15 protein-coding genes are annotated in these 16,537 nt (G+C 55.2%); 2 read left to right on the top strand and 13 right to left on the bottom strand.

What is annotated here, in order from left to right; genetic code table 11:
* Window positions 1–32: 32 nt before the first annotated feature.
* Window positions 33–1,664: a GMC family oxidoreductase gene (locus AC2D8P_RS04275; RefSeq protein WP_484700789.1), complete on the bottom strand. Its 1,632-nt coding sequence runs from the start codon at window positions 1,662–1,664 to the stop codon at window positions 33–35.
* 117 nt (window positions 1,665–1,781) lie between these two features.
* On the opposite strand from AC2D8P_RS04275, the gene AC2D8P_RS04270 reads away from it, so the two are divergent.
* Window positions 1,782–2,663, top strand: a complete 882-nt coding sequence (locus AC2D8P_RS04270) for a LysR family transcriptional regulator (protein WP_484700788.1) — start codon at window positions 1,782–1,784, stop codon at window positions 2,661–2,663.
* Window positions 2,664–2,683: 20 nt separating this feature from the next.
* Here the strand turns inward: AC2D8P_RS04270 and AC2D8P_RS04265 are convergent, their stop codons facing one another.
* From AC2D8P_RS04265 to AC2D8P_RS04235, 7 genes are all read right to left on the bottom strand, one after another.
* Window positions 2,684–3,667 (bottom strand): XdhC family protein, encoded by a 984-nt coding sequence (locus AC2D8P_RS04265; protein ID WP_484700786.1) that lies wholly within the window; start codon window positions 3,665–3,667, stop codon window positions 2,684–2,686.
* A 183-nt stretch (window positions 3,668–3,850) separates the two neighbouring features.
* Complete coding sequence (choV, locus tag AC2D8P_RS04260) at window positions 3,851–4,882, bottom strand: choline ABC transporter ATP-binding protein (protein WP_484700785.1); 1,032 nt, start codon at window positions 4,880–4,882, stop codon at window positions 3,851–3,853.
* Window positions 4,882–5,715: a choline ABC transporter permease subunit gene (gene choW, locus AC2D8P_RS04255; RefSeq protein WP_484700783.1), complete on the bottom strand. Its 834-nt coding sequence runs from the start codon at window positions 5,713–5,715 to the stop codon at window positions 4,882–4,884. Before choW ends, choV begins: the two co-directional genes overlap by 1 nt.
* A gap of 83 nt (window positions 5,716–5,798) precedes the next feature.
* Entirely contained in the window at window positions 5,799–6,731 is a 933-nt protein-coding gene (choX, locus tag AC2D8P_RS04250; RefSeq protein ID WP_484700782.1) for a choline ABC transporter substrate-binding protein, read from the bottom strand.
* A 266-nt stretch (window positions 6,732–6,997) separates the two neighbouring features.
* Window positions 6,998–7,975, bottom strand: coding sequence for a methylenetetrahydrofolate reductase (locus AC2D8P_RS04245; RefSeq protein ID WP_484700780.1), 978 nt, complete (start codon window positions 7,973–7,975; stop codon window positions 6,998–7,000).
* An 8-nt stretch (window positions 7,976–7,983) separates the two neighbouring features.
* Window positions 7,984–8,571, bottom strand: a complete 588-nt coding sequence (locus AC2D8P_RS04240) for a methylenetetrahydrofolate reductase C-terminal domain-containing protein (protein WP_484700779.1) — start codon at window positions 8,569–8,571, stop codon at window positions 7,984–7,986.
* A 267-nt stretch (window positions 8,572–8,838) separates the two neighbouring features.
* A complete protein-coding gene (locus AC2D8P_RS04235) occupies window positions 8,839–9,252 on the bottom strand; it encodes an ester cyclase (RefSeq protein WP_484700777.1) in 414 nt (137 codons plus the stop codon).
* 169 nt (window positions 9,253–9,421) lie between these two features.
* On the opposite strand from AC2D8P_RS04235, the gene AC2D8P_RS04230 reads away from it, so the two are divergent.
* Entirely contained in the window at window positions 9,422–12,145 is a 2,724-nt protein-coding gene (locus AC2D8P_RS04230) for a LuxR C-terminal-related transcriptional regulator (RefSeq protein ID WP_484700776.1), read from the top strand.
* A 53-nt stretch (window positions 12,146–12,198) separates the two neighbouring features.
* On the opposite strand, the gene AC2D8P_RS04225 is transcribed toward AC2D8P_RS04230, so the two are convergent.
* From AC2D8P_RS04225 to AC2D8P_RS04205, 5 genes are all read right to left on the bottom strand, one after another.
* Window positions 12,199–12,777, bottom strand: coding sequence for a hypothetical protein (locus tag AC2D8P_RS04225; RefSeq protein ID WP_484700775.1), 579 nt, complete (start codon window positions 12,775–12,777; stop codon window positions 12,199–12,201).
* Window positions 12,778–12,921: 144 nt separating this feature from the next.
* Entirely contained in the window at window positions 12,922–13,335 is a 414-nt protein-coding gene (locus AC2D8P_RS04220; RefSeq protein WP_484700773.1) for a hypothetical protein, read from the bottom strand.
* 12 nt (window positions 13,336–13,347) lie between these two features.
* Window positions 13,348–14,712: an FMN-binding glutamate synthase family protein gene (locus tag AC2D8P_RS04215; RefSeq protein WP_484700772.1), complete on the bottom strand. Its 1,365-nt coding sequence runs from the start codon at window positions 14,710–14,712 to the stop codon at window positions 13,348–13,350.
* Window positions 14,713–14,738: 26 nt separating this feature from the next.
* Entirely contained in the window at window positions 14,739–15,608 is an 870-nt protein-coding gene (locus AC2D8P_RS04210; protein ID WP_484700770.1) for a GltB/FmdC/FwdC-like GXGXG domain-containing protein, read from the bottom strand.
* Window positions 15,596–16,534, bottom strand: a complete 939-nt coding sequence (locus AC2D8P_RS04205) for a class II glutamine amidotransferase domain-containing protein (protein ID WP_484700768.1) — start codon at window positions 16,532–16,534, stop codon at window positions 15,596–15,598. The genes AC2D8P_RS04210 and AC2D8P_RS04205 overlap by 13 nt, the downstream gene beginning before the upstream one ends.
* Window positions 16,535–16,537: the final 3 nt, after the last annotated feature.

Raw genomic sequence — 16,537 nt, 5'->3', positions numbered from 1 at the left:
CTTTCTTTCCGAGAGGTATTTCTGTGGTCTGGTTAAATGGCACTCTTTGCATCTTCCAGAATAAGATCGGCGGCACGTGCCGCGAGCATCATCACCGGCGCATTGGTATTGCCTGATGTCACGTTTGGAAAGGCGGATGCGTCGATAACCCGCAGGCCACCAATGCCATGAACGCGCAGTCGTGCATCCAACACCGATGTTGCGGCTGATTCACCCATCCGGCAGGTGCAGGTGGGGTGAAAAATTGTTCCGGCCCGTTCGCGGAAGTTTTCCAAAAGTTCCGCATCCGACATGGGCACGACGTCCGGGGACAGGCGTTCCTTGGTCACCGCGCTGATCGCCGGGATTTGGGCCAGGTCCTGCAAGACGCGACCCGCCTTGATTGCCATTGCGCAATCATGTTCCGTCGACAGGGAATTCGGGCGGATATCGGGTGGCGCAGTCGGGTCAGGCGATGCAATGTTGATTTCGCCCCTGCTGGTTGGCCGACAAGGCTGTGCGCACATAAGAAAACCCGGTTTAGGGTCAACGCCCGCGTTGCCATCCGCATCAATCACATATGACATCGGGTTGCAATAAATCTGCAGGTCAGCCGCATGGGCGTTTTCATCAGAACGGATAAAACCACTGACCTGATTGACCGGAACGCTTAACGGCCCGCCACGGGTGGCAAGATAGGTGACGCCCGCAATCCTCTGCCCCAACCAATTGCCGATTTTTGTGTTCAATGTTGGTTCGGTGGCCCGGAAGTAATGCGAAATTCCAAGGTGATCCTGCAAGCCCTGCCCGACTTGCGGCAGGTTCTTCTGAACATCGATACCATGAGATTTCAACAGGTTGGCCGGACCAATTCCGGACAATTGCAGCAGTTGCGGAGAATTGACTGCACCAGCGGATATCAGCACCTCGCCGCGCACCTCTGCGACATAGTCCTGCCCGCCCACACGGTAGCGCACGCCCGTTGCACGGCGCCCATCAACCTGCACTTTTTCGACCAGTGCGTTGGAGACAACCTTCAGGTTTGGCCGTTTCATCGCCGGCCGCAAAAACGCATCCGCAGCGGACCAGCGACGCCCGTTGCGCACGGTTGAACGCATCTTCATGACGCCTTCGGTGTCTTCGCCATTCAGGTTGCGCGACACCTGCCAACCCATTTGCTGTGCAGCGGTCAGAAAGTGATCTGAAAACGGATGCATCCGTTGGCTGACATCACTGACCCAAAGTGGCCCTTTCCCGGTGGTTTTCGATCCACCCTCGGTATCCGGTTCGCACTGAGTTTCCAGCGCCTCATAGGTTTCCAGCACATTTTGCCAATTCCAGCCCGTGGCCCCTGCCCGTTCCCAATCATCAAAATCGCTAGGCAGACACCGCAGATAGGCCATCGCGTTAATGGAACTTGATCCCCCGATCACGCGCCCGCGCGGCCAGTAGGCCTCTCGGTTGTTCAAGCCCGGATCGGCGCTTGCGGTAAAGCACCAGTTCACGCGCGGGTCATTGAATGTTTTGCCATATCCCAAGGGGACTTTGATCCAAAACCGCCTGTCGCTGCCGCCGGCCTCAATCAGCAGGACCTTGTGGTGGCCAGACGCCGTCAGCCGATCCGCCAGAACGCAGCCAGCGGACCCTGCCCCAACAATGATGTAATCAAAGATCTCCGACCGCATCGGCTTGTCCCATTTTCCCAATTTGGGCGCATCCCAGTATGATCGGTCGCATATCACGTTTGTTAAATCAAACAATGCGTTTTATACCTAAGGCATAAGTTTACTTAACGGTGCAACATGGTCGATCTCCCTTACGCAACATGGCTTCGCACTTTCGAGGTTGCCGCCCGTCATGGCAGTTTTTCAACTGCGGCCGAGGAGCTGGGCCTGACCCCGGCGGCGGTCAGTCAGCAAATCCGGTTGCTGGAAAAACATCTGGGGACAAAACTTTTTGAACGACTGCCGCGTGGGGTCGCCCTGACCGATATGGGGCAGGCCTATTCACAGCCCGTTCGCAAATCATTTTCCGATCTGGAGGTGGCGACTCGCGGGCTTTTTGGCAGCTCTGTCAAACGCGTGATCCGGGTGCGTGCGTCGATTTCTCATGCCGCATTGGTGATCGCCCCGCGGCTTCGTGAATTTCACGATATGCACCCAGATATCGAGATACAGCTTTCGACCTTTGTGTGGGCTGATAGATTTGGTGATAGCGAAAGTGACATCGACATTCGATTTGGTCATGGCGAATGGCGTGACGGTGCCCTGACCCATCTGGGCCCTGAATATGCAATTCCGGTTTGCCACCCGGACTATGCCAAATCCTTTGGGGACGCGTTTAGCATCAACACTCTGGCAGAGGGACATGTCGCCACTGTTACAGGTTCAGAGGCCGATTGGATCAACCTGTCGGCGCATTATGGTCTGAGCCTTGGCGTACCGTCGAGCGTTGTGGGCGCAGATTCATCGCTGATTGCGCTGCAAACCATTGCGGCAGGTCATGGTGCGGTGATGGTGCTGGAAAATTTTGCCGCGCAATACTTGCGCCAAGGCCTGTTGATTGCACCCTTTGACTATCGACTGCCAATCTCTGCATCCCATTACCTGATCCGACGGGACACGACCGGCGCGCGTGATGAGGTTCGATTGTTCGAAAACTGGGTTGTGTCGCTGCATTCATAGCGCAGCGTGAATGCAATATCCTAGTCGCGCAGACAGGTTTCCGTTTCGCAGGACGTATCTACGCGCTGATCAGCACCTTGCGGATGGGTCACGGCCAGGATTTCCGCCAACACACTGACAGCAAGAGTCCGGGCATCGCGCGCCGATGGGATCAATCCGATCGGCCCCTTGACCCGATCCAGGTCGTCAGCGTTCAACCCCATGGCGGACAGGGATGCGAAACGCGTTGCGCTTGTGCGCCGGCTGCCTTGTGCGCCAATGTAAAACGCCTTTGATTGCACGGCCGAGTGGACGATTGGCGGTTCCCATTCGTGATCATGAAAAAACAAAACAATCGCGGTGCGTTCATCGATGTACACATGATCAGGGATGGCCGGGGTTTTGATATGTTGGGTCGCACATCCTGTCGCTGCTGCCCGCGCCAGGGTTTCCTCATCCGGCGAGAGCACCAGATTTGAATAGCCCACGGACTGAACAAGGCTTGAAAATGCAACTGCCTCTGGCCCTTTGCCGAAGACGACAAATCGAAACTCTGGAACAAGTTCGACGACAAACTGATCGCCATTGCGCCCGGTTTGCCCCTGGGGCGCGCAGGAAAGTGTCTGGGCAGAGGAACCCACGACCAGCGCGCAGGTATTTCGATGTTCATGCATGTCAACGATGCTTAGCAGAACCGCCACATCCGGCTGAGGTATGATCAGAATTTCAAGCCCGCCACCACATGGCAGCTGAATGTCGCGAAAGGGGGAACCCCGGCCATATTTGACTGTTTGGAAGGTCTGGTTTTCCAAAGCATGTTGCGCGTGAAGGGTGATATCGGCCTCGACACACCCGGATGACAGGCTGCCGACACGCTCTCCATTTTGGAAGATGGCCATCATGGCACCCAAAGGTCGATAGGATGGCCCCTCGATACCAACAATGATGGCCAGCGCGCCGGGTTGCGCTGCGGTCGAGAGCCTTCGTATCGGCTCAAGATCGGATATCTCGTTGAAATACTTCAACGCATTATCTCCATTTGAGTAGTGTTTAGGTCCCAAGAAACCTTCTTGCATCACTCACTGATAGGATACTCTAGACCCTGAAACTCTGTGCTTCCAATCTGTTTTGCGTTACCTGACGCAGCTAAAGCCAAGTTGAGAAACAACTTTCTAGCACCTGAAACCACAGAAAGTTCAGCCGACTACTTATCCCCTAGGGTCCAGCAGTTTAGCCAAAATTCGATCCGTCGAGATCTGACCAATCAATTTACCATCTTCGGTTACACCAACGACGGGATCATCGGCGCGACCAAACTCTGCCATGATCTCGCGCACATCCGTGTCCGCAGTCACAGTGATCTGTGGATTTTCAACGCCCATCGGCTCAACCAGATCTCGCGCTGATAAAACCCCCAGCGGGTTCATATGTGCAACAAAATCAGCAACATATTCGTTCACCGGATCGGTATAGATATCCTTTGGCGTGCCCATCTGAACGATGCGCCCACCCTCCATGATCGCGATACGGTCGCCCAGTTTAAACGCCTCATCCAAGTCATGGCTGACAAAGATAATCGTGCGCTTCAGTTTCTTTTGCAGATCGATCAGTTCGTCCTGAAGACGCGCGCGGATCAGTGGATCCAGCGCCGAAAATGGTTCATCCATCAAAAGGATCGGCGCCTCTGTCGCAAAGGCGCGTGCCAATCCAACCCGTTGTTGCATCCCGCCGGACAGTTCCCCAACCTTGCGATCTGCCCAGTCACTGAGATGGACAAGCTCAAGCTGTTGATCGACTTTCGCTTTGCGCTCTGTGCGGTTCATCCCGGCAAGTTCAAGCCCGAGGCCCACATTTTCACGCACCGTCCGCCACGGCAGCAATCCAAACTGCTGAAAGACCATGGCAACCTGATGCTGGCGAATAGATCTGAGCGCGCTTTCATCCGCGTGGGTGACATCAACCATCTCTGTGCCATTGTTCACGCGAACCGATCCACGCACGACGGGGTTTAACGCGTTCACCGCCCTCAGAAGCGTTGATTTGCCCGACCCGGACAAGCCCATCAGAACCAAAATCTCGCCGGTGCCGACCTGCAAAGAGCAATTGTGCACACCCAGAACCTGGCTGGTCTGAACCTGCACCTCGGCCCGGTCTCTTCCCTCATCCATCAGGGGGAGCGCTTTTTGCGGCTTGTCCCCGAAAACGATCGATACGTTGTCAAATTCTACGGCGACAGACATCACTTTTTCTCCACACGCAGCATGCGATCAAGCATGATAGCAACGACGACGATGATCAGCCCGCTTTCAAATCCAAGCGCTGTGTTGACCTGGTTCAAGGCCCGGACCACTGGAACACCCAGACCATCCGCGCCGACCAGGGCCGCAATCACAACCATCGACAAGCTCAGCATGATTGTCTGGTTCAGCCCCGCCATGATCTGCGGCAATGCATATGGCAGCTCGACCTTCCACAGGGTCTGCCGCGGCGTTGCGCCAAAGGCCTGCGCGGCCTCCAACAACGCCGTCGGCGTGGAGCTGACACCAAGATGGGTCAAGCGGATGGGGGCGGGCAATACGAACACCACGGTGGCAATCAGCCCGGGGACCATGCCGATGCCGAAAAAGACGATCATCGGGATCAGATACACGAATGTTGGAAGCGTCTGCATCAGGTCCAGTACCGGGCGCATCGCCTGATACAATCGGGGGCGATGTGCGGCAGCGATCCCGATCGGGACGCCAATGCCCATACAGACAATGCAGGACACCATCACCAGCGTCAGGCTTTCCAGCGTTTCTTCCCAGTAGCCTTGATTAAGAATGAACAAAAAGCCCAGCGTGACCAAAACACATGGCCGCCAGTTCCTTTGTAAAAACCATGTCAGCGCGACAAACGCCGCGACGATGATCAACGGATGTGGAAAATTCAGAACATCCAGAATGGTTTCAATCAGCCAACTGACTGCAAGCTCCAATCCATCAAAGAAAAAGCCGCCATTGTTGCGGGACCACTCGAACACGACCTTAAAGAAGCGCCCGACCGGGATTTTGGAATCCATCAGCCATTCCATGTGATTTTCCAATACGTTGGGGAAGCGACACGCGCTGGTTCAGTGGCCCCGAAACAAATTCAGGGCCACCAATTGCCGAGATATCAGCCGTCCAGGGCAGACATCACAGCCGCTTTGGAATCGCTACCATCAACGGTGGTGACGCCGTCCAGCCAGCCATCCAGTACGCCGGGGTTGGCTTTCAGCCAGTCTTCGGCGGCGCTGGGAATATCCTGACCCTCATCCAGAATGGCGGCCATCAGATCGTTTTCCATCTCGACCGAAAATACCAGGTTGCGCATGAACTGACCGAGATTCGGACATTCATCCAAAAATCCCTGACGCACATTCGAAAATACCGTCGCGGCACCGAAATCCGGGCCAAACGTATCATCACCACCGGTCAGATATGTGACGTCAAAATTGTTGTTCATCGGATGCGGTGCCCACCCCAGAAACACAACCGGTTTGCCGCGTGAATCTGATCTGGCAACCTGGGCCAACATGCCCTGTTCAGAACTTTCCTTCACCTCAAAGCTGCCCAGACCGAATGTATCGTTTTCGATCATTTCCAGGATCAGACGGTTGCCGTCATTGCCGGGCTCGATGCCGATGATGGAATTGTCCAACGCGTCCGCATGTTTTGCGATGTCAGCGAAATCACTGATGCCCAGTTCTGCACCAACGGCATTGGTGGCCAGCGTGTATTTGGCACCTTCGACCACGGCGCGCACGACCTCTACGGTGCCCGCTTCGGTATATGGATCAACATCAGCGGCCATCGACGGCATCCAGTTGCCTAGAAACGCATCAATGTCACCATTTGCCATTGATGTGTAGGTCACCGGGATCGACAGGACCTTGATATCAACATCATAGCCCAGCGCCCTTAGCACCAGCCCGGCCATTTCCGTGGTCGCCGATTCCCCGGTCCAGCCAACATCGGCGAATGATACTTCTTCACAATTTGCAGATGCCTGACCTGCGGTCGCCATCGCTGCCGCCAACGCCAATGCTGCACATGAAAATCTTTTCATTTTCGTTCTCCCTGTTTTCATGATTATTTGTTTGGTCTACCCCGATTATTTATCCATTACCATCACTGTCGCAGTAAAAACCCGACCTTACCGGGTTTGAACCCGACAAGTCCCGTAGGGTCATCCGTCATATTCCAATTCATATGACACGGATTATCCACGGCAATCTCGTCTCTCCACTCGGCGCGGGGACAACAGGTTAACAGAGATTTAGTCGTTCACAAACAATGATATATAAGGAATACACAATGGAGCCACTGTCTTTTCTATAATTGTTCCAGCCGCCTGTTTTTCCCCAGAATGCCAGATTCCATTATGATCTCTGACACCAGATGTTCGCGTCGATAGGCCATGACATGCACACCGGACACGCCGGAAATCTCTCGCATTTTCTGGACCAGTTCGATGCAGATCTTTTTGCCCTCTTCGGCTTGGTTTTCTGATTTCTCCAGCCTATCAATGATGGCATCGGGAATGTGAATTCCGGGAACGTTGCTGCGCATCCAGCGGGCCGCGCGTGCAGAAGCCAACGGACCGACACCCGCAATGATGAACACCCGCTTGTCCAAACCCATGTCCCTGACGCGGGCCATGAAGTTTTCGAACACCGGAACGTCGAAGATATAGTTGGTTTGGATGTATTCTGCGCCTGCCTCGACCTTTTTGGCCAGACGATTGGGGCGCCAGTCATGGGGATACACACATGGGTTTTCCGCAGCCCCCAAAAATAGTCGCGGCGGGTTCGTGATTTTGCGACCTGAAAGGAACATCGCCTGATCACGCATGGTGCGGATCGTGCGCAGCAATGTCATGGAATCAAAGTCAAACACCGGTTTGGCCCCGGGTTGATCCCCCACGCCAACGCCATCCCCGGTCAGGCATAGAACATTGCTGACACCCAAAGCTGCAGCGCCCAAAACGTCGCCCTGAATTGCGATACGGTTCCGATCACGGCAGGAAATCTGATACACCGGTGAATAGCCTGCACGTGTCAACAACGCACAAATACCGATCGACGACATGTGGCAATTGGCGCCTGATGCATCGGTCGCATTGATCGCATCAGCGACCTCGCCCAAAGGTTGGGCCGCCTCGAACACGGCTTGCGGATCGGCGCTATCGGGCGGGTTCAACTCTGCTGTCACGGCAAACCTGCCAGAACGCAACACGCGTTCCAACCGGCTATGAGAAACATGGCCCTGTGGCGGGGCAGTGTAGACGAAGTTGTCGGCCTTGTTATCCATTCCTGCTGTCACCTCTTGGCCTTTGCGTCCCGATTAACCGCGTTGGCCGGTTCTTGGGCAACCGGGGCCGTGGCGGGTTCTAGCGAGCGGGCCTCTGCAAACGCATTCGCCATCGTTTCGCGGGCAGATTGGCGCAACTCTCGGCGTTGGTTGGCTTTCTCGCGGCTGACACGCAGCCACGACGATGACCCTTTTAGCCTGTTGTCGACAGGTGGCAGGACATTGTTGATCTGAATGGAGCCCTCTTTCATGCGGCTGGCCCCATCCCAGGCCAGCGCCCAGACGCATTTCATGTCTGGCTTGACCTCACAGAACCCACCGGGCCGAACGCCGCCACACGGGCCGTTGCGCAATTGTTTCGGGCAGTTCATCGGGCAGGACATGCCAGTTGATGAGAGGGCACATTGCCCGCACATCTGGCAATCAAACAAGAGCGTCTTGATCTGCTTTTCCACAAAAGAGACGGGACGTTCGACCCGATTGTACCCAATGCGCGAAAACAACGGATCCATGAACACAAGGCTGGCCTCGACCCGTTTGTATATCCATTCGAACCTGCGTGAATGGCGTATCGCGAAAAGGCGGATTCTGTACATGTCGTTCCTTCCAGAACCTGATGATGAGGGCCTCTTCTTGGTCGCGTCAACCCATGTCTCTGCTTAGAGTATACCACGTTCTCAACTGGATAGGAGATTGTAATTACTGGCAATATGTCCGCTTTGTTTGACCAAGACAGGCGCAAAAGGCCCATTTCAGCGAACACGCTCAAAACAGCTATTGGGGGTCGCGTGGCACGCAACCCCCGAAAAGTGATGACAGCCTGTGTGGAAGGCTGCGCTGTGACAGCTCAGCCCGGGCGGGTTTTACGCCCAACCAAGCTGCCGCATCGCAACCGTGTCATTCCAGATCTTGGTCAGGTGGCGAATTCTGCCGCCCTCGAAATTGATCGTGTATGCATAATCCGTGGCAATCGTTTTGCCGGTCGGCGGAACCGGGCCGCCCTCGCCGGTTTGGGTTCCGTGGAAGACGGACGATACGACAACAGTGCCGCGCTCCTCATCTGCCGCAAAACCCTTGAGCTCATAATGGCCGTCGGGCATCGGCGTCAGGATGGCCTTGGTCCAGTTTGTGTAGCCTTCCAGTGTTGACGTATCGGCCAGCGCGTCGGCCTGGCAATCAAAAGTCGCATCGTTGTGGCAGTATTGTTTGCACACTTCCCAGCCTTGTCCGGTTTCACAAGCTTCGAAAAACTCACGTGCTGTTGTTGCGATGGTCATGTCCTTAACTCCTTGTTTTGCATTTCGAGAGCATCCCGAATGTCTGATGTGAGTTAGGTTTACGCCGCCCAGAATCGCCGAACATCTGCCAGGTGGCATATACCAGGTAAAAAAATTCCATATGCCACCAAATCTGTGCAAAAGTTACTTTAACCTGGGGGGAACAGCATTGAATATCCAAACAAATTTACCGCTTGAATTGTCGTCACTGGTTGGCCGTGCCAGCGAGTTAACAGGGCTAAAGCACCAACTGGCCGCACATCGATTGGTAACATTGACCGGTCCCGGGGGCACCGGAAAGACCCGGATTGCCAAAAAAGTTGCGCGTGCCCAGATTGACGACTTCAAAGACGGGGTCTGGTTCATTGACCTGACAGGTGTGTTTCGGGACTCAGGCGTCGCCGGCGCCGTGTCGCGGGTACTGGGGGTGTTGGAGGAGGAGCAAAAAGCGCTGGCCGATACGATTGCGCGACAGATTGCGGAACGCAAGATCCTATTGGTGTTGGACAATTGCGAACAAGTTTTGGCGGGTTGTGCCGAGCTCACAGCACAGATCTTGGCCAATTCCCCAAAAGCCCGGATTCTGGCAACCAGCCGGGAACCCATACACATTAGCGGTGAATTCGTGCATCAGGTTCCGCCCCTGAATGCCGAAGATGGGATCGATTTGTTCTTGGAACGTGCCCGTCAGGCAGGTGCCCAAATTGCCTCTGATCCTGCCGCTGCAGTATCCATCAAGGAAATCGTAGAGCGTTTGGATGGCGTGCCGCTGGCCATTGAACTGGCGGCGGCCCGGACCTCTATGATGGGAGCAGCACAAATTCTGGCCGGGCTGGACAAGCGGTTTGAATTGCTGACGGGCGGAACGCGTGATGCGATGGATCATCACAAATCGCTGCGGGCGTCGGTGGCGTGGAGTTATGATTTGATGACCCCGGCCGAACAGGCGCTCGCGCGGCGGCTGTGCGTTTTGCGGGGGTTCACACTGGACGCCGCGAATGCGATTGGTGCAGAGGTTGCGCCCGCTGATGACAGTGTTCTCGACCTGCTGCAACGTCTGGTCGATATGTCCATCGTTCAGCTTGACAGATCAGGCGCAGAGCCGCGTTTTCGCTTCCTTGAAACCGTGCGGGAATTTTTTCTTGAAAAACAGGCAGAGGTTGATGAAACCAACGCCGCCAGGGCCGCGCATCTGGCCCATTTCGTTGATTTCTCAGAGTACCGCGCCCAGCGGCTGATCCTTGGGGACGGGCCGGATCTGATGGCGCAAATCCATACAGAATTTGACAATCTGGAAGATGCCCTGGTTTTCGCCGAAAGCCATGACGACCCCAGCCTGCTCTTACGTCTGCTGACCGCCCTGACGGGATATTATGAAATTTGGGGCCAGTATCAGCATGGGATGCGTTGGTACGACATCGCCTTGGCGCGCCCAGACGCGCCCGATCTGCTAACGGCGCGGGCCCTATGGGGGGCATCGCATGTGTGTGCTTATGGCGGCCGGATGGATCTGGCATTTCCGCGAGCAATGCAGGCGCTGGAAATGTCGCAGCAATTGAATGATCCCTGGACCGAGGCGCGCGCACTGGACATGATTGGATTTGCGCAATCGGTATCCGATCCAACGGCGGGTTATGACTCTCTTAGCCGATGCATCAAGCTTGGCGGTGACATACAGGATAGCTGGGCAGAAACCCACGGCATCAAAATGATCACGGCTGTATATCTCTTCTCGCATGAAATTGCGGGCGGAAGCGTCGCGGTTGAAAACCTCCTGGCCATCGCCGACCAACACAACAGTCGGTACCTGCGGGCGTGGGGGAACGCGGTGAAAGGATATTTTGCCCGTGACGGTGGCGATCTGGACGCCGCCGATGCCGCGCTTACTATTGCTGTCGAAAACGCGCGCTACGTCGGGGATCATGCCACGGGTGGATTTGCACATGCTTGGTCTTCGGCATTAAAGGCTGATCGTGGAAAGGTTGATGAGGCCCGACAGGAAATGCTGGCTGCCATGCAAACAGCCACTGTGACCGGTACGTTTCTGGCTGTGCCGGAAACCATGTTTCAGCTTGGTATGATCGAGGTCGCCGCCGGTACCCCACAAGCCACGCTGGATATGATTGGCGGCCATGTTGAAGGATTAAAATCAGCCGGCATCCCGGTCTGGGCCGCGCAATTGGCTGTGGCCTCTGCTGCCGCGCAGATTGCATTGGGAGGATTTGATCAGGCAACGGCACTGCTCGACGATGCTGAACAGATGTCCACATCCCTGAAAAACCCGTTGATCAATGGGCTGATCAGCTACTTACGCGGGCGCCATGCGCTGGCCCGGGGGGATACAGGAGCGGCAGAGGCGAATTTGCACGAGGCATTGGAAATCCAACGCGATGCGGGCCTGTTGCCGGGGCTTTTGCGGACAATGGGGGCTATCGCCGAAATTCTGATTGCCAAAGAAAAGTACGAAGACGCGGGTCGTGTTCTGGCATTTGTTGATCATACACGCGATGACATCACACTGATCCGCGGCAAGGCCGAAGACGCCCATCATCAGGGGCTGCTGGCCGGGCTGGAACAGGCATTGGGGGCGTCGGCACATGCCGAATTGCAGCAAAGCACCGCCAGTTCCGATCTGGAGGAGATTATCGGGCTGATCTCTCGCATGCGGGGCAAACGGGCCCGGCCCCTGATGGGCTGGGACAGTCTGACCCCCACAGAGCGGCGCGTTGTCGCCCTTGCGACGGAGGGGCTATCCAATCCCGAAATCGCAGAGCGCATGTTCATCGCGCGTGGCACGGTGAAGGTACATCTGTCCCATATCTACGAAAAGCTCGACGTCAAATCCCGCACACAACTGGCCGCCAAAGCGGTTGCGGATGCGTTCGCATCGTAGGAGCATCTGACTATTGTAACGGGATGGCGTGATACATTGTCCGCAGCCGCCCCTCAGGATGCGGTGGATTTGCTCCAATCCGGTTCAAACCCCAGTATCACACTGTCGGACGGCAGCGATTGGTTGAACAGCCGGTTATGGGCCATCGTTGCGGCAAATAGCGGATTGTGCGCCGCCAATTTCCAAACCTTGCAGGCAAGATCGAACCGTTGGTTGTAAGCCTCAAACACCAATGTGCATGTGCCGGCCGTGCGAATTTTTGCGGCCCCCGGTGACCCAGGCGGAAATGTCGCCGTCAGGATGTCGGAAAACTCTTTGTGCCTTTGATAATAAGTTGCGGAAAAATACTGTAGCGCCTGATCCCGTTTTTGCGCCGGATCATGCGTCTTGGAATTCATATGAACCAATTCCGGTGTCACCGAATATCCGGGCGATTTGTTTAGGATTGTAATGATCTGGCCTAACGGCTCTTCTTCTCCGGGCAAGATCACATGGGGCATGATCCCGTCCACGGGTCGCCCCTGCCCTTCCCGCATCATCAACTGACGAATATGGCATTGCCACTTCAAGAAGGCGCTTTTTATCGGATGATCAGTAAAGGTCTGACCAAGTGCGGCTGAAACAGAACTCATCGGATGTTCCTGTGTACGCTGGGAAATGAGAATACGTTTTCAATCAATATCTTATCCGCACCCGACACCCGATCAACACTTAATGCGAGTTCGGGTGCCCAGTTGTTTTCTTGACCGAAGATGTTCAACGGCGCGCCACCTGTTTTAGAATTTCATATAGGCTTTGCGCAGGGCAACAAGCGGGTGCCTGTCCGACATCTGGAATTTGATCAGCAGCTCGCGCGCGATCATGTCGCGATCCTGCTGATTGTCCGGCAGTTCGATTGTATCAGGAATGCGGACCCAACCGTTGTTGTTGCGGTCAAAGACGGCAGGCTTACCTTCCTCATATCCCATATGGATATCTTCCAGCCAGTTCAGATCATCCCAGCCCATCGTTTCGATGTATTTCTGCAGGAAGGGAGTGATCCGGCCATAGTCCGGCACAAGGTTTACGTCGTAGCGATACCCAATGTGCTGACCAATTTCCTTCTCACGCTCTGTTTCCAGACCATCGGCGTCGTTCAGAAACTGATCGACGTCTTTGATCTCGGAGCCGCGATACTGTGTTCCAGCCATGATTTTTGCTCCTTACAGGTTATGATAATCTTCGACGCCAACGGTGTGGTTGGTGCCTGCAAGCGGAACGCCAGCCATTGCCGATGCTTCCATTGTCAGTGCGGCAAGGTCTTCGGGCTCCAGACTGTGCACGTGGGTTTTCCCGCAGGCACGGGCAAATAGCTGTGCCTCGATCGTCAGCGTATGCAGGAAGTTATACACCCGTTCGGCCGCCTCATCTGGATCAAGCCTTTGGCGCAGGACCGGATCCTGGGTTGCCACGCCAACCGGGCAACGTCCGGTGTGGCAATGATAGCAATATCCGGGTTCAGCGCCTATTTCCTCTGGGTAATTGGCCTCTGGAATATCCTTGTTACAGTTCAGCGCCATCATGACCGAATGGCCGATCGCGATCGCATCTGCACCCAGCGCAATTGCCTTGGCGACATCGGCGCCATTGCGGATACCACCGGCATAGACCAGGCTGATTTCCCCCCGCTTGCCCAGATCATCAATTGCCTTGCGCGCCTGACGAATTGCAGCCATGCCGGGAACACCAGTGTCCTCGGTCGCAAGGTGCGGGCCCGCGCCGGTGCTGCCTTCCATACCATCGATATAAATCGAGTCTGGATCACATTTCACCGCCATGCGCACATCGTCATACACACGCGATGCGCCCAGTTTCAGTTGGATAGGTATTTGGCCATCTGTTGCCTCGCGTATTTCAAGGATCTTCAGGGCCAGATCATCCGGGCCCAGCCAATCCGGGTGACGCGCCGGGGATCTTTGGTCGATACCTGCAGGAAGTGAACGCATTTCAGCGACCTGATCGGTCACTTTTTGGCCCATCAGGTGACCACCCAGACCCACTTTGCAGCCTTGACCGATAAAGAACTCGCACCCATCCGCCAAAATCAGGTGGTTCGGATTAAAGCCATAGCGCGACTGGATACATTGATAGAACCATTTTGAGCTATAGCGCCGTTCATCGGGGATCATCCCCCCCTCGCCAGAGCATGTCGCGGTGCCCGCCATTGTTGCGCCCCGGGCCAGTGCGGTTTTCGCCTCGTAAGACAAGGCGCCAAAGCTCATGCCGGTGACATAGACCGGGATATCCAGATCCAGGGGTTTCTTTGCCCGTGGACCAATGATTGTGCGGGTTTCACATTTTTCTCGGTACCCCTCAATCACGAAGCGTGTCAGCGTGCCCGGCAGAAAGGTCAGATCATCCCAATGGGGGATTTTCTTGAACAGAGAGAAGCCGCGCATACGGTAGCGGCCCAATTCAGATTTGATGTGAATGTCGTCCATAACGTGGGGCGGAAAGATGAAACTATCCCCAATCCGGTTGACGTCCCGTGCCAGTGCGGGTTTTTTGTTTTGGCCTCCATCAGCCATGAGTATTCTCCTTTAGCATCAGGTCGTTAGAGGATGAGTTTCTTCTCATTTGGTTCCAGATTGTCGTAGTTCCACAGCATCTTGCCCGCCACGACCTTCTTGAAATGATCAACGCCTTTTTCCGGCATCATCCCATATTGGGTCAGCTTGCGGGTCAGCCAGGCTTTATCCAGATCGCTCAACGGTTCCTCGACAGCATCAACGCCCAGTGACCGGATTTCCCCGCCCACAAAAATGGTGCCGTCATACATGGAGTCGCCCAGGTTTTTCCCGGCATTTCCGCACACAACCATGCGCCCGCGCTGCATCATGAAGCCTGACAATGCCCCCGTGTCGCCGCCTACGATGATTGTGCCGCCCTTCTGGTCGATCCCTGTTCTCGATCCAACCGATCCTTTGCACACCAGATCGCCACCACGGATCGCAGCACCGAAAGTGGAGCCCGCGTTCTTTTCGACGATGACAGTGCCTGACATCATGTTTTCACCGCAGGACCACCCGACGCGACCGTTCACGCGCACATTCGGGCCATCCAAAAGGCCTGTCGAAAAATAGCCGGTTGATCCGTCGATGATCAGGTTCAGTTTTGAAAGAATGCCAACACCCAGAGAATGCTTGCCGCGTGGATTTTTTAGGACGATGGTCCCGTACCCCTCGGCCATCAGTTCCCGAATTTTTGTGTTGACCTCTGTGGTGGTCATGTCGTCGGTGTCGATTTCGGTCCGCTTGTTGAAATCGACCTGTGGCGCCCAAGGATATTCGAAACGCTCCTCCGCATCGGGGTCAAATTCCACATAAAGGGATTTGCCCGTCAACTGTTCCGTCCGCATTCCAAGCGCGGTTACGCGCTCTTCCTGCGTCATTGCCTTTAGTTCGGCGTCGCTTACGCTTGCCATACTCGGACCTCCTCATCGTAGGGATCGGTTGTGTCAATTTCCTGCGGAAGAATGGCGCGGATTGCGACTTCTTCCGAAGCCATGGCAATCAAATCGTCGGATTCGTACAAAACCAGAGGTTTTGCCGCCATGGTGTCTTTGGCCATGCCCAACTGATCCTTTGTGCAAACCAGATAGGTAAAGACACCATCAATTTCTTCGATGGAACGGCGCAGGCTTTCTTCCAGATCGACACCATTTGCCAGATTATGGGCCGTGTAGACTGCCAACAGCTCTGAATCGCAGTTCGACTGGAACCGGTGGCCCCTGCGCTCCATTTCGCGTCGCATGATCCAGTAATTGGTGATCTGACCATTATGAACAACGCTGATGTCGTTGTAGGGAAACGCCCAATATGGGTGGGCGGATTTGATATCCACGTCAGATTCCGTGGCCATACGCGTGTGACCAATTCCGTGAGTGCCGGTAAAATCGTTCAGGCCATATGCCGCAGCCACGACCGACGCATCACCCAGATCCTTGATCAGTTCCAGCCCGCTGCCCATGGACAGGATTTCGGTGACTTTATCCTCTTCGATATGGGTGGCCATCGCGGCGGTGTCGCCGTCATGATTTATCACATACCTGAGCGAATATTCCTGCGGTGCTTCCTTGGATTTCACCACGGCGCCGTGCTCTTCCAATATCGCATCAACCCGCGCGATCCGGTCGGCAATCATCTTATGCACGCCGTGACCAATATTGCGATCTTCTGCCTCGGCGACTTTGACGCGCATGATATAGTCTTCGGGATTGCCGCTTTCGGCATAAACCGCGTAGCCGGTCGAATCCGGCCCCCGGTGTTTCAGGGCCTGCAACATCGAGGTCATCTCGGCCCCGACGTTAGAGGTTTTACCCTTGTGAATAAGTCCTGCGATTCCGCACATTTT

This window comes from Roseovarius sp. YIN77 (genome assembly GCF_057219155.1).
Note: the sequence above shows the minus strand (reverse complement) of the source record. Positions and strands in the feature narration are given on the sequence as shown.